13 protein-coding genes are annotated in these 13,313 nt (G+C 64.9%); 3 read left to right on the forward strand and 10 right to left on the reverse strand.

Annotation, left to right across the window (positions count from 1 at the left end; genetic code table 11):
- Window positions 1-65: 65 nt before the first annotated feature.
- The 5 genes from QW868_RS05735 to QW868_RS05755 are packed head-to-tail and all read right to left on the reverse strand — an operon-like array spanning window position 66 to window position 5,205.
- On the reverse strand, window positions 66-1,307 hold the full coding sequence (locus QW868_RS05735) for a cysteine desulfurase (RefSeq protein ID WP_315771564.1): 1,242 nt from the start codon (window positions 1,305-1,307) through the stop codon (window positions 66-68).
- Between the two features lie 3 nt (window positions 1,308-1,310).
- Entirely contained in the window at window positions 1,311-2,636 is a 1,326-nt protein-coding gene (sufD, locus tag QW868_RS05740) for a Fe-S cluster assembly protein SufD (protein WP_315811379.1), read from the reverse strand.
- A 19-nt stretch (window positions 2,637-2,655) separates the two neighbouring features.
- A complete protein-coding gene (gene sufC / locus QW868_RS05745) occupies window positions 2,656-3,417 on the reverse strand; it encodes a Fe-S cluster assembly ATPase SufC (protein ID WP_315740944.1) in 762 nt (253 codons plus the stop codon).
- A 37-nt stretch (window positions 3,418-3,454) separates the two neighbouring features.
- Entirely contained in the window at window positions 3,455-4,972 is a 1,518-nt protein-coding gene (gene sufB / locus QW868_RS05750; RefSeq protein WP_316230098.1) for a Fe-S cluster assembly protein SufB, read from the reverse strand.
- A 38-nt stretch (window positions 4,973-5,010) separates the two neighbouring features.
- On the reverse strand, window positions 5,011-5,205 hold the full coding sequence (locus tag QW868_RS05755) for a 4Fe-4S dicluster domain-containing protein (RefSeq protein WP_006609648.1): 195 nt from the start codon (window positions 5,203-5,205) through the stop codon (window positions 5,011-5,013).
- Between the two features lie 348 nt (window positions 5,206-5,553).
- Between QW868_RS05755 and QW868_RS05760 the strand changes: the two genes are divergently transcribed.
- Window positions 5,554-6,756, forward strand: coding sequence for an integrase core domain-containing protein (locus QW868_RS05760; RefSeq protein WP_315774330.1), 1,203 nt, complete (start codon window positions 5,554-5,556; stop codon window positions 6,754-6,756).
- 334 nt (window positions 6,757-7,090) lie between these two features.
- Here QW868_RS05760 and nifA read toward each other — a convergent pair whose 3' ends face one another.
- Window positions 7,091-8,830, reverse strand: a complete 1,740-nt coding sequence (gene nifA, locus QW868_RS05765; RefSeq protein ID WP_316230099.1) for a nif-specific transcriptional activator NifA — start codon at window positions 8,828-8,830, stop codon at window positions 7,091-7,093.
- Window positions 8,831-9,255: 425 nt separating this feature from the next.
- Window positions 9,256-10,104 carry an SDR family oxidoreductase gene (locus tag QW868_RS05770; protein ID WP_315771573.1) on the reverse strand — a complete coding sequence of 283 codons (849 nt, stop codon included), beginning with the start codon at window positions 10,102-10,104 and terminating at the stop codon, window positions 9,256-9,258.
- Between the two features lie 396 nt (window positions 10,105-10,500).
- Here QW868_RS05770 and QW868_RS05775 point away from each other — a divergent pair, with 396 nt between their 5' ends.
- On the forward strand, window positions 10,501-11,355 hold the full coding sequence (locus QW868_RS05775) for a xanthine dehydrogenase (RefSeq protein ID WP_315811376.1): 855 nt from the start codon (window positions 10,501-10,503) through the stop codon (window positions 11,353-11,355).
- Between the two features lie 65 nt (window positions 11,356-11,420).
- Window positions 11,421-11,663 (forward strand): bacterioferritin-associated ferredoxin, encoded by a 243-nt coding sequence (locus tag QW868_RS05780; protein WP_315740939.1) that lies wholly within the window; start codon window positions 11,421-11,423, stop codon window positions 11,661-11,663.
- Window positions 11,664-11,745: 82 nt separating this feature from the next.
- On the opposite strand, the gene QW868_RS05785 is transcribed toward QW868_RS05780, so the two are convergent.
- The 3 genes from QW868_RS05785 to QW868_RS05795 all read right to left on the reverse strand — a co-directional run bounded on the left by QW868_RS05785 (window position 11,746) and on the right by QW868_RS05795 (window position 13,281).
- Window positions 11,746-12,606 carry an SDR family oxidoreductase gene (locus QW868_RS05785; protein WP_316230100.1) on the reverse strand — a complete coding sequence of 287 codons (861 nt, stop codon included), beginning with the start codon at window positions 12,604-12,606 and terminating at the stop codon, window positions 11,746-11,748.
- Window positions 12,607-12,877: 271 nt separating this feature from the next.
- Window positions 12,878-13,033 (reverse strand): hypothetical protein, encoded by a 156-nt coding sequence (locus QW868_RS05790; RefSeq protein ID WP_315740937.1) that lies wholly within the window; start codon window positions 13,031-13,033, stop codon window positions 12,878-12,880.
- 59 nt (window positions 13,034-13,092) lie between these two features.
- A complete protein-coding gene (locus QW868_RS05795) occupies window positions 13,093-13,281 on the reverse strand; it encodes a DUF2934 domain-containing protein (protein ID WP_316230101.1) in 189 nt (62 codons plus the stop codon).
- Window positions 13,282-13,313 lie beyond the last annotated feature (32 nt).

Genomic DNA, 13,313 nt, shown 5'->3' on the forward strand with positions numbered 1-13,313 from the left:
AAGGGGAGAGGGCGCATCAACGAGCAGCGCTCCTTCGCGATCACTGCGTGTAGGAAAAGGCGCCTCTACGAAAAGAATTCCTGCGCTTTCTTCAGCGCCCGCACCAGCACGTCGACCTCTTCCCGCGTGTTGTACATCGCGAACGACGCCCGGCACGTCGCTGTGACGCCGAAGCGCTCCAGCAGCGGCATGGCGCAATGGGTGCCGGCGCGGACCGCGACGCCGGAGCGGTCGATGACGGTGGCGAAGTCGTGGGCGTGGGCGCCCTGCATCTCGAACGAGACGATCGCCCCCTTGTCGGCGGCATTGCCGATGATGCGCAGCGAGTTGATCTCGCGCAACTGCTCGGTCGCATAGGCGACGAGATCATGCTCATGCGCGGCGATGCGCTGCTTGCCGATGGAGGCGACGTAGTCGATCGCAGCCCCCAGCCCGGCGGCTTCCACGATCGGCGGCGTGCCGGCCTCGAAGCGGTGCGGCGGATCGCCATAGGTCACCCAGTCGCGCGAAACCTCGCGGATCATCTCGCCGCCGCCGTTGAACGGCGGCATCGACGCCAGGAGCTCGCGCTTGCCATAGAGCGCGCCGATGCCGGTCGGGCCGTAGATCTTGTGGCCGGTGATGCAATAGAAATCCGCATCGAGATCGCGGACGTCGACCTCCATGTGCACGGCGGCCTGCGAGCCGTCGATCAGCACCGGGATGCCGCGCGCATGCGCGATGCGGATGACCTCCTTGACCGGCACGACCGTGCCGAGCACGTTCGACATCTGCGTCATCGCCACCATCTTGGTGCGCGGCGTCAGCAGCTTTTCGAATTCGTCGAGCAGGAAATTTCCGTCGTCGTCGACAGGAGCCCATTTGAGCACCGCGCCCTGGCGCTCCCGGAGGAAATGCCAGGGGATGATGTTGGCGTGGTGCTCCATGATCGAGAGCACGATCTCATCGCCCGGCCCGATCCGCTCGCGGCCGAAGGTCTGCGCGACCAGGTTCACGGCTTCCGTGGCGCCGCGCGTGAAGATGATCTGCTCAGGGCTTTCGGCATTCAGGAACGACGCCACCTTGGCGCGGGCGCCCTCATAGGCCTCGGTGGCGGCGTTGGCGAGATAATGCAGCCCCCGATGCACGTTGGCGTATTCGGACGTATAGACCTGGTTCATCCGGTCCAGTACGGCCTGCGGCTTCTGCGCCGACGCCGCGTTGTCGAGATAGACCAGCGGCTTGCCGTGCACCTGCATGCCGAGGATCGGAAAGTCCGCACGGATGCGGCCAACGTCGTAGCCGCTTCCGTTCACCGCTGCATGCATCACCTACTCCCGTTGTCCGAGCCAGCCCAGCATCGCTTCGGTCAACGCCGCCCGCACGCTCTCATCGGCGGCGCCTTCGATGATCTCGCCAACGAAGGCCTGGATCAGCAGCGCCTTGGCTTCCTTGGGCGGAATGCCGCGCGCCATCAGATAGAACAGCAGCTCGTCGTCGATCGCGCCGGTCGTGGTGCCGTGGCCGCACTGCACGTCGTCGGCGAAGATCTCGAGCTCCGGCTTGCTGTCGGCCTCGGCCTCGTCGGACAATAGCAGCGCCCGCGACATCATCTTGGCGTCGGTCTTCTGCGCGCCGGGACTGACCGTGATCTTGCCCTGGAAAACCGCGCGCGCGGTGTCGCCGACGACCGCCTTGAAGGTCTCGCGGCTCTGGCAGTTCTCAGCTGCGTGCTCGATCGCCAAGGTCGTGTCCGCATGCTGGGTGCCCGACAGCAGCGATCCGCCGCGGATGTCGGCAACAGTGCCCTCACCCGCGATATGCACGAACAGCTGGTTGCGCACCAGGCTGCCGCCGGCGACGAAGCCAAGCTGATTGAAGGTCGCACGCGCGCCGATATTGGCGAGCAGCGAGGAGATGTGCAGCGCGCTGTTGCCCTCCCGGGTCACCTTGACATGGTCGATCCGCGCCTCGTCGCCGACGACGAGCTGCATCGCGGTGTTGACTTGATATTCGCTTCCGTCGGGCCCCTGATGCGACTCGACGATGGTGGCGCTGGCCCCAGTTCCGATATTGACCAGCGACCGCGTGTACATCGAGGTTGCGACCCAGTTCGTCGTGACGAACGCGACGTGGATTGGTCGGCTCAGTGCCGTGCCCGGCGCGACCAGGATCACGACGCCATTGGCAGCCAGCGCGGTGTTGAGCGCCAACGCCGGATCGTCGTCAGGCACGACGGGGCCGAGACGCTGCGACAGCAGCGGCTTGTCGGCGGCGAGCGCGTCGGCCATCGGCTGGATGGTGAGGCCCGGCTCGAGATCGGCGAGGTCGGACAGCTCGGGCACGAAGGCACCGTCAACGATCATCAGCTTGCGGAAGCCAGCGCCCGCGAACAAGTCGCTCGCCTCGCGCGCCTTGGTTTTTGCCGCGTCGTCGGGCAGCGAGGCGAGCCGCTTGGCCTCCTTCATCTGCGTGCGCAAATCGGTGTAGCGCCACGCCTCGACGCGCCGGTGCGGCAGGCCGACCGCATTGAAACGGTCGAACGCAGCAGCGCGCACCGCGGTGATCTCCTCGCCGCCCGGCAGATAGCGGCGGGCGCCCTGATACAGATCGGCCAGTCCGAGTTCGGCCTTGGTCTTGCGGATCACGACGCCCATGTTCGTCCTCCCCGGCGCCTTAAGCCGCTTCGCTCTGGTACTGGGCGTAGCCGGTCGCCTCGAGCTCGCGCGCGAGGTCTTTGCCGCCGGTGCGGACGATGCGGCCCGCCGCGAACACATGGACGATGTCGGGCACGATGTAGTCGAGGAGCCGCTGATAGTGGGTGATCACGATCATGCCTCGCTCGGCGGAGCGCAGCGCGTTGACGCCGTTGGCGACGACCTTCAGCGCGTCGATGTCGAGGCCGGAATCGGTCTCGTCGAGGACGCAGAGCGACGGCTGCAGCAGCGCCATCTGCAGGGTCTCGTTGCGCTTCTTCTCGCCGCCGGAGAAGCCGACATTGAGCGGCCGCTTCAGCATGTCGGCATCGATGTTCAGCGTCTTGGCGATCTCGCGCACGCGCTTGATCAGGTCCGGCGAGGACAGCTCCTCCTCGCCGCGCGCCTTGCGCTGGGCGTTGAAGGCGGCCCGCAGGAAGGTGAGCGTCGCGACGCCGGGGATCTCCAACGGATATTGGAACGCGAGGAACACGCCCTTGGCGGCGCGCTCGTCGGCGGACATCGCCAAGAGGTCCTCGCCATTGAGATAGACCTCGCCGGCCGTGACCTCGTAGCCGGGCTTGCCGGCCAGCACGTAGGACAGCGTCGACTTGCCGGCGCCGTTCGGGCCCATGATGGCGTGGATCTCGCCCTTGTTCACGGTCAGGTCCAGACCCTGGATGATCTTCCGTCCGCCTGCGATCTCGGCATGGAGCCCCTTGATTTCGAGCAAGGCCGTCATCGAACACTCCTTCTGATGCTGTCGCGGCGCGACGCCGTCATCCAACCGATCCTTCGAGGCTGATCGAGATCAGCTTCTGCGCCTCGACCGCGAACTCCATCGGCAATTGCTGCAGCACATCCTTGACGAAGCCGTTGACGACCAGGCCGACCGCTTCCTCCTGGGAGAGCCCGCGCTGGATGCAGTAGAACAGCACGTCCTCGGAGATCTTCGACGTCGTGGCCTCGTGCTCGAACACCGCGGAGGAGTTCTTGGCCTCGATGTAGGGCACGGTGTGCGCGCCGCATTTGTCGCCGATCAAGAGCGAGTCGCAGGCGGTGAAATTGCGCGCGCCGGAGGCCTTGCGATGGGCGCTGACCAGGCCGCGATAGGTGTTCTGCGACTTGCCGGCGGCGATGCCCTTGGAGATGATCCGGCTCGACGTGTTCTTGCCGAGATGGATCATCTTAGTGCCGCTATCGACCTGCTGGAAGCCGTTCGAGATCGCGATCGAATAGAACTCGCCGCTGGAATTGTCGCCGCGCAGGATGCAGCTCGGATATTTCCAGGTGATCGCCGATCCCGTCTCGACCTGGGTCCAGGAGATCTTCGAATTTGTGCCGCGGCAGTCACCACGCTTGGTGACGAAATTATAGATGCCGCCGACGCCTTCGGAATTGCCGGGATACCAGTTCTGCACCGTCGAATATTTGATCTCGGCATCATCCAGCGCGACCAGCTCGACCACGGCGGCATGCAGCTGGTTCTCGTCGCGCTGCGGGGCCGTGCAGCCTTCGAGATAGGAGACGTAGGCGCCCTTGTCGGCGATGATCAGGGTGCGCTCGAACTGGCCGGTGTTGCGCTCGTTGATGCGGAAGTAGGTCGACAGCTCCATCGGGCAGCGCACGCCCGGCGGGATGTAGACGAACGAGCCGTCGGAAAACACCGCCGAATTCAGCGTCGCGAAATAGTTGTCGGTGGTGGGCACCACCGTGCCAAGATATTTTTGGACGAGGTCGGGATGCTCGCGTAGCGCTTCGGAGATCGGCATGAAGATCACGCCGGCCTTCTTCAGTTCCTCCTTGAACGTCGTCGCCACCGACACCGAGTCGAACACGGCATCGACGGCGATCTTGCTGCGCGGCGCCGCGGCCTCGCCGTCGACATCCGCTGCCGCCGCCGCAGGCCGCTCGACGCCTTCGAGGATCTCGACCTCGCGCAGGGGAATGCCGAGCTTCTCGTAAGTCTTGAGGATCTCCGGATCGATCTCGTCGAGCGAGGCGACCTTCTTCTTCGGCTTCGGCGCGGCGTAGTAATAGAGATCTTGATAGTCGATCTTCGGGTATCCGACGCGCGCCCAGGTCGGCTCGGTCATCGTCAGCCAGCGGCGGTACGCCTCCAGCCGCCACTCCAGCATCCAGGCCGGCTCGTTCTTCTTGGCCGAGATGAAGCGGATCGTGTCTTCCGACAGCCCCTTCGGAGCCTTCTCGGACTCGATGACGGTCTCGAATCCGTAGCGATATTGATCGACGTCGATGCCCTTGACCCGATCAATGGTCTCCTGAACCGCTGCCATCTCTCACTCCGCTTGCAATGTTTCCGTCGTGGCCCGCGTCAGGCGGGCACGCAGGTGTCCGGCACCGGACAGACGGCAGCGCATTGCGGCGCGTCGAAGTGGCCCTCGCACTCCGTGCACTTCTTCGGATCGATGATGTACATGTCGTTCTTCAGCCGGATGGCCGCATTCGGACATTCGAACTCGCAAGCCCCGCAGACCGTGCATTGTGAGGCGATGATCTTGTAGGTCATGTGCAGCTCCCCGCGATCCCTGCGACATCGGACGACGTCATTCACGGGGTATCTTTCAAGCCGCGTGCCAGAGAGCATTTGGTTGATTTCTAAGGAGGATTCTAAAGATCGCCACGCCGGTCAGCTGTCGCTCTCCCGACAGCATGTCGCAAGTGCGACAGGGCGCATGAAGTCGCGTGCGCGTTTGGGTCGAGCCCCCGCCACGAAGGCAGTGAGCTCCCCTCCCCCCTGCGGGGAGGGGTCGGGGGTGGGGGTCCACGAGGGTATGAACCGGGCTGAGTCCTGACAATTCAGACCGGGTTGATTCCTGACAGGCAAGCTTCGTCCGATTCGAAGGAGGATCGGTCGATGCCTTTCAGGGAGAGCAGTCCTGTGGAGCAGCGTATCGGGTTGTTTCGGGAGTACGACACGGGAGCTTTTTCGGTGACGGAGCTGTGCGCGCGGCACGGCATCAGCCGGGAGACGTTCTACGTTTGGGAGCGCCGCCGCGCGAGCGGGGATCCGCAGTGGTTCGAGGAGAAGAGCCACGCCGTGCAGAACTGCCCGCACGCCACAGCGGACCGGCTGGCACGGCGCATCATCGCAACACGACGACGGTTTCCGCATTTTGGCCCCAAGAAGATCAAGGCCTGGCTCGCGCGCGAGCGGCCGGAGGTCGACTGGCCGGCGGCCTCGACGATCGGCGACCTCCTGAAGCGTGAAGGCCTGGTCGAAGCGCGGCCACGCCGACGTCGGGCGATCGCGCAAGGCGAGCTGATCACGCCGGCGGAGGGCCCCAATGACGAGTGGGCGATCGACTTCAAAGGCTGGTTCCGCACTGGCGATGGCACGCGCTGCGATCCGCTCACCATCACCGATGCGGCGAGCCGCTATCTCATCGAGGTGCGCATTGTCGATCCGACCTGGGCTGGCGTGAAGGGCGCTCTGGAGCGCGTTTTCAAGGATATCGGCCTTCCCGACGCGATCCGCTCCGACAATGGAGTACCGTTCGGATCGACGGGAGCTGGCGGCCTTTCGGCGCTCTCGGTGTGGTGGCTCAAGCTCGGCATCGAGCCACGCTACATCCCACCAGCGAGCCCGCAGGACAACGGCCGGCACGAGCGCATGCACCGCACGCTGAAGGCCGAGACGTCGAAGCCACCGGCAGACACGGCCGCCGAGCAGCAGCGACGCTTCGACGCCTTTCGCCGCCACTTCAACGAGGAGCGGCCGCACGAGGCGCTCGACCAGGTGGCCCCCGTCAAGCTCTGGCGCAGGCCGGTGCGCTTCATGCCAGACCGTCTCGATGATCCCTGGTACGACGCCGATCACGAGGTCCGCCGCGTGCGTCCCACCGGGGACATCAAATGGCAAGGCGAGCACGTCTTCGTTGGCGAAGCGCTCGCCGGCGAACTCATCGGCCTCGCCAAGCACGATACCGGCGGCCACATCGTCCGCTTCTGGGGCCGAGACCTCGGGCTGATCGACCGCGACCGCCGTTTCCTGCGCTTTGCTCCGCCGCGTGCGCGGCTCCGCGTCGCGCAGGAAACGGCGGAGACAACACAGCAGTGATCGAATAGTGTCAGGGATCAGCCCGGTCCAAAATGTCAGGGATCAACCCGGTCGGTCAGAGCACGCTGCACGTGATGCGCGCTAATGCTGTCACCAGCGGAGTGACGACGTGTGATGTAACGAGCAGCTCAGCGGACGTGAGTACAGCGAGCGAACTCACGACGATCAGCGCCCGGAGACCCCCACCCCCGACCCCTCCCCGCAAGGGGGAGGGGAGCCGACCGTCGCCGGGGCGCGATCTCGAGTTTCACGACTATCGTTACGCGGGCGACAGCATGCACGTGAAATAAAAAAGGGCGCGCCATCTGCGCGCCCCTCATGAGACCCAACCCGTTCAGAACCGCTTCACCTCGATATTGTGCTTCTTCAGCGCGTAGCCGATCTGGCGCGGCGTGAGGCCGAGCAGGCGCGCGGCCTTGGCCTGGACCCAGCCGGAGCGCTCCATCGCCTGCACGATGCGGTCGCGCTCCGGCACCGCGCCGCCCTCCGTACTCTCGGAATACTCGCCGTCATCGGCATCGATGGCCGGCAACTCGACGGGAGCCTCGATCGGCGCCGACGTCCGCGGCAGGATCGGCAGCGGCACCATGGGCTGGCCGCGCGGCGGTGGCGGGGTTACCGTGTTACCCTTCCACAGGATCGCCGACATGCACTCGTTGCGGCTGCAGGCGAAGTCGTCCATGCTGATCGCCGAGCCCGTTGCCATGGTCGCGGTCCGTTGCACGCAGTTCTCCAGCTCGCGCACATTGCCGGGGAAGCCGCAATGCATCAGCACCTCGATCGCGCTGACGTCGAACGTCAGGTCGCGCTCGTTCTCGCAATTGAAGCGGCGCAGGAACTCGCGCGCCAGCTGCGGAATGTCGCTGCGACGCTCGCGCAACGGCGGCAATTTGATCGGCACCACGCTGATCCGGTAGTAGAGGTCGGCGCGGAACTCGTTGCGCGACACCGCCTCCTCGAGGTTGCGGTTGGTGGCGGTGACGATGCGGACATCGACCTTGATGGTCTGATTGCCGCCGACGCGCTCGAACTCCTGCTCCTGCAACACGCGCAGGAGCTTGGCCTGGAACGCCGGTGAGATCTCGCCGATCTCGTCGAGGAACAAGGTGCCCTTGTCGGCCAGTTCGAAGCGGCCCTTGCGCGCGTTGATCGCGCCGGTGAAGGCGCCCTTCTCATGGCCGAACAGCTCCGATTCCAGCACCGTCTCTGGCAATGCGGCGCAGTTGATCTTGATGAACGGCCGCTTGGCGCGATTGGACAGTTCATGGATCGCCTTCGCCACAAGCTCCTTGCCGGTGCCGGATTCGCCGCGCAGCAGCACCGGCGCATTCGACTTGGCGACGACGTTGATCTTCTCCAACAATGCGCGCAGCGCCGGGCTGTCGCCGACGATGCCGTCGACCAGCACCTTCTTGCGATCCTTCGGCGCCGGCTTCAGCTCCGACAGCTCCTTCTGCAGCCGGTGGCTTTCCGCCATCAGCCGCTCGCGGTCACGCGCGACGACCCGATGAAGCTTGATGGTCTGGCCGATCAGGTTGGCGACCATGGTCAGGAAGCGAACGTCGGAATCGAGCCGGAACACGGCGCGGCCGTCCCAGACACGGTCGATCGTCAGCGTGCCGACGACGCGCTGGTCGATGCGGATGGGAACGCCAAGGAAGGACACGCGGGTGTCGGCACCGACGCCGAGCGTCACCGCGTCGACGGCGCTGAAGGCGGGATGATCGGCGACGTTCTCCGCGATCAGCGGCACGGCGGTGGCGACGATCTGGTCGATCGCCTTCTGCGGCAGACGTTCGCGATAGCGCCGATCGCTGCCTTCGCTCCACCCGGCCCCCACCGCAAGATCGGGAATGCCGTCATCGGCGAGCAGCGACACCACGCCGTGGCGCATCTGCATGAAGGACTGCAGCAGGTTGACGACATTGGCGAGGGTGATCTCCAACCGCGTCGGCGCCGCCAGGATCTTCGAGATTTCGAAAATGCCCGTCAGGGCGATCTCGCTGAGCGGGATCGGAGCGGCGTTGGACCTGACGTCCTGAGCTTCGACCTGACGTGTTTCCGTTTGGACCATGGCCGCTTCTCTGATCGTCACGAACGCCTCGGTGAAGCCGCCCGTGATTGTAGATGTTCTAACATCCTCCCCCAACTGCAGATGATTGTCGTGCCTAACTTTGCTGCATTGCCGCAGAAGTAGTGTGCAACGGACAGAACAGAAAAGCTGCAGGCTTTCATGATGTTAACAAATGAGTTTGCACCCGTCACGATGCGTGCATTGCACGTCCGCGCGGGCGACAAAAACGGTGCGCCTAACGATTTCGCGTTGTCTTCTCGACACCTAATATCCGCGCATTCGTCGGCCTGTTTGCGACCGGATCGCAACGGACAACACTGAACACCAACTTTCCACCTTCGGCCCGCCGCTCGTCGCCTTCGGCTGCAAGCCATGGGTATGACGTGTTCACATCCGCGTGTCGGCCGCGCGCGGCTGTGATCAACCTAGAGGTGCTGCCCCCCGTTGATCTGGATCTCCTCGCCGGTCACGTAGCTCGCCGCATCCGAGCACAGGAAGAACAGCACCTTGGCGACCTCCTCCGGAGCGCCGATCCGGCGCATCGGGATCAGCGGCGAGAACCGCGCCTCGGTCTCCGGGGACACCATCTCGGTCTTGATCTCGCCGGGCGCGATGGCGTTGACGCGGATGCCATGCGGCGCGAAGTCGTGCGCCATCTCGCGGGTCAGGCAGGCGAGCGCCGCCTTCGAGGTCGCATAGGCGGTGCCCGCAAACGGATGGACGCGGGTGCCGACGATCGACGTCACGTTGACGACCGCGCCCTGCCCGCGCTTCAGCTCCTCGAACAGCCCGCGCGCGAGCAAGATCGGTCCGAGAAAGTTGACGTGAAAGACGGTCATCCAGGTCTCGACCGAAGTCGACAGCGAATCCAGCCGGCCGCCGTCGCCGGCCTTCGGAGAGATCGCGGCATTGTTGATCAAGGCATGCAGCGGCGCGCCGTCGAGCCGCTGCTTGATGTCGGCAATCGCGCGCGGAATCGCCTTGCGATCGCTGAGATCGACCTGGACGTGGTTGTCGGGACCGGCGTCCCACGGACAGCGAGCACCGTCGAACGGCTGGCGCGAGCAGGTGATGATGCGCCAGCCGGCGTCGGAGAACAGCTTTGCGGTCGCATGACCGATGCCGCGCGAGCCGCCGGTCAGCACGAGCGTTTTCTGCTCAGTGCGCGCGGGCCGCTCGGCGGCCGCCATGTCTCGATGGAACGGGCACGCCGCGATGGTCTCGGCCGCCGCCATGGCGGGCTCGCGGACGTCCTGGTCGAGAACGAGACTCACGTCATCCGTCCTGATCCTGCGCCGCAACGCCACCAGGACGCCGGCTGCCAAGCTTCGGCTGCTGCCTTTGCCTCAGACGTGGTCTGGGCGCAGGCTCCGCGACGATCGGAAATATCAGCGGTATTGCCATGCGTCGGTTGTGCAGATTCCGGGCCAGCGAAAACGGCGGGCAAAGCAGCCCTTTTCTGTCGGGTTCGCGACAGATTGGCGCGTTCTGGACACATCCAGCGTCGGCTTTGTGCTTCGTCCTTTGCAAGACCTTCAAAGAGCGATCGTTTTCAAAACGATGGCTGATGGTCCAACTCTTGCTCGACGGATTTGATCATTCGAACGGGAAGACGGCTTGCCAGCCGCACGACGACAGCCACGAGACGCCAACGCCGTATGAACCGGGACATGAGGACGAATGCAGTGCGCTTCGCCGTGGTCCTCGGGACCAACGACGTCGCGTCCGCGATCGGCGTGCATCTGCATCGTGCGGGCTTCTGCGTGGTGCTGTCGCATGATCCCAATCCGCCGGTCATGCGCCGCAAGATGGCGTTTCACGACGCTCTGTTCGGCGACACCGTCCGCATCGAGAACGTGACCGGCGAGCGCATCGAGAGCACGATGGAGGTGTTCAAGGCGCTCGGCGATCCCCGGCACGTCCTGGTCACCCCGCTCGGGTTGCTCGATCTCCTGCCGGTCCGTACCATCGACGTCCTGATCGACGCGCGGATGCAGCGGCGCGAGGTGACCCCGAATTTGCGCGGCATGACGCGGCTCTCGATCGGCATCGGTCCGGGCTTCTCGCCAACAGCCAATTGCGATATCGCGATCGAGACCCGGCCGGACCGGCTCGGCCAGATCGTGCGCGAGGGCTGGACGCTGGCAACGGATGATGTCGGCGCGCTCGTCGGCGTCGAGCGCCTGGTGCGTTCGCCGCACGAGGGCCGATGGCATACCCCGATCGAGATCGGCACGCGCATCTACAAGGGCTTCGTGATCGGCCATCTCTCCGGCGCACCGGTCACGGCCCCTTATGACGGCATCCTGCGCGGCATCGTCCGCGACGGCAGCGACGTGCCGGCCGGCATCGCGCTCGCCGAGATCGATCCACGCGGCCGCCATGCGCAGTGGACCGGGATCGATGCGCAGGGACAGGCGCTCGCCCAGGCGACGCTGGCCGCAATACGGCTGCACGCCGCAAACTGCATCAGGACGAGCGCGAGCGTGCCCGCCGATCAGATCGTTTCGAACGATTCTGATTAGCCCGTATCCGGCGCGCCGGCCTTGGCATCCCGGTTGCTTATCGTTTGCAGGAGCGAGCAACAGCCATGATCATCTGTTCCTGCAACGTCATCAGCGACACGGCCATTCGCAACATCGTCACGGCGGCCGACATCACCTTCGGCTCGCCGGCGCAAGTGTATGATTGTCTCGGCTGCACGGTCCAATGCGGCCTCTGCTCACGCTCGGTGAAGCGGATTCTCGACGAGCGGCAGGGTGATAGGGCCGCTGCGGCGGTGTGGCCGGTGCAGGCCGAGCCCGCGCCATGCGCGATGATGTCCGCCGCGTAGCGCCGGCACGGCTTATGACGTGCCGACGTCACGCACTTGTCGGATGTCGGACAAATGCGACAGCAGACGATGTGCATCGATCTCAGATGAACGGCTTGCCGCCGGTGACGGCAACCGTCGTCCCCGACATGTAGCTCGACAGTGGATCAGCGAGCATCACATAGGCGGTCGCCAACTCGGCCGGCTGACCGGCACGCTTCATCGGCACCTGCTGGCCAAAGCTCTTCACCTTCTCCTCCGGCATGGTCGAAGGGATCAGCGGCGTCCAGATCGGACCGGGGGCCACGGCGTTGACCCGGATGCCCTTCTCGGCCAGCAACTGCGCAAGTCCGCCGGTGAAGTTCTGAATGGCGCCTTTGGTGACAGCATAGGCCAGCAGACCGGGGTTGGGCATGTCGGCATTGATCGACGCGGTGTTGACGATCGCGCTGCCCGGCTTCATGTGCGGCACCGCCGCCTTGGTCAGGTAGAACATCGCATGGATGTTGGTGCGGAAGGTCAGCTCCCACTCCTCGTCGGAAATGTCGCCGATGTCGCTGAAGGATGCCTGATGCGCGGCGTTGTTGACGAGAATGTCGAGGCCGCCCAGTTCATCGACGGCGCGCTGGATGATGGCGCGGCAATGCCTGGCGTCCTGGATGTCGCCGGGCATCAGAATGACCTTCCGTCCCTCCTTTTCGATCAGCGTCTTCACCTCGCCGGCGTCATCATGCTCGCTGAGATAGGCGATGACCAGATCGGCGCCTTCGCGCGCATACGCGATCGCCACCGCGCGGCCGATGCCGCTGTCGCCGCCGGCAATGACGGCCTTCATGCCCGCGACCTTGCCTGATCCCTTGTAGCTGGTCTCGCCATGGTCGGGCCGCGGCTCCATCCGGGCTGTGGTGCCCGGCATCGGTTGCGACTGCGGCGGAAACGGCGGCTTCGGATAGTGATCGGACATCGCGGCTCTCCTGACGAATGCTGCAACGTCAATCGCAGCACGGCGTCAGCGTTCCTGCTGCCGAGCTCGGAGGCCTCAGCTCGGTCCGCGCGACGTGCCGGGCAAACCGGATTCGGCGAGGATAACGCCGCAGCAACGGAAGCAGATCCCTCACGACCCGACCCAGGTCACACTGCCTGACCTGGAAAATCGGATTCGTCTGGCGAACTATCGACGGGAGAACCATCGGCACGCGCGACGCAGCGCGTGCCAACGGGTCTTGCTTTAGTCGTTAGTGGGTCTTGGTCTCAGCCCACTTCTCCAGATCCTTCTTGGAATCGGAGCGCTGCTCCTTCTCCGGGTTTCCTGTCCATGGCTTGTCGGTCTGCTTGATCGATCCTTCATCGGTCCGCTGACGCGGATCGTCCTTCGGTGTTTCCTTGCTCATCAGTTCGTCCTTTGATCGTTTGAGGATCGCTAGCCGGACCCCCGCGCTACGCACGGCGTTCAACCCGGCAGCATCGTCGGCGGCGGCGGCGTCGCTTCGTCGTGCAACTGCTCGATCTCGCGGATCTCGTGCTCGGCCTGGTGCCAGAACTCATCCTCCCGGCCCTGCGGCTGCCCGGCCTGCTCCCACAGCGCGTGGGCGCGCTTGCGGATGCGGTCCTCGAGGCCCAATTCGTCGATTTGTCCCATGGCTCGTCCCTGATTGCAGCAAGCTGTGTTCT

It is taken from the genome of Bradyrhizobium sp. SZCCHNR1051 (assembly GCF_032489615.1).
Lineage (GTDB): Bacteria > Pseudomonadota > Alphaproteobacteria > Rhizobiales > Xanthobacteraceae > Bradyrhizobium.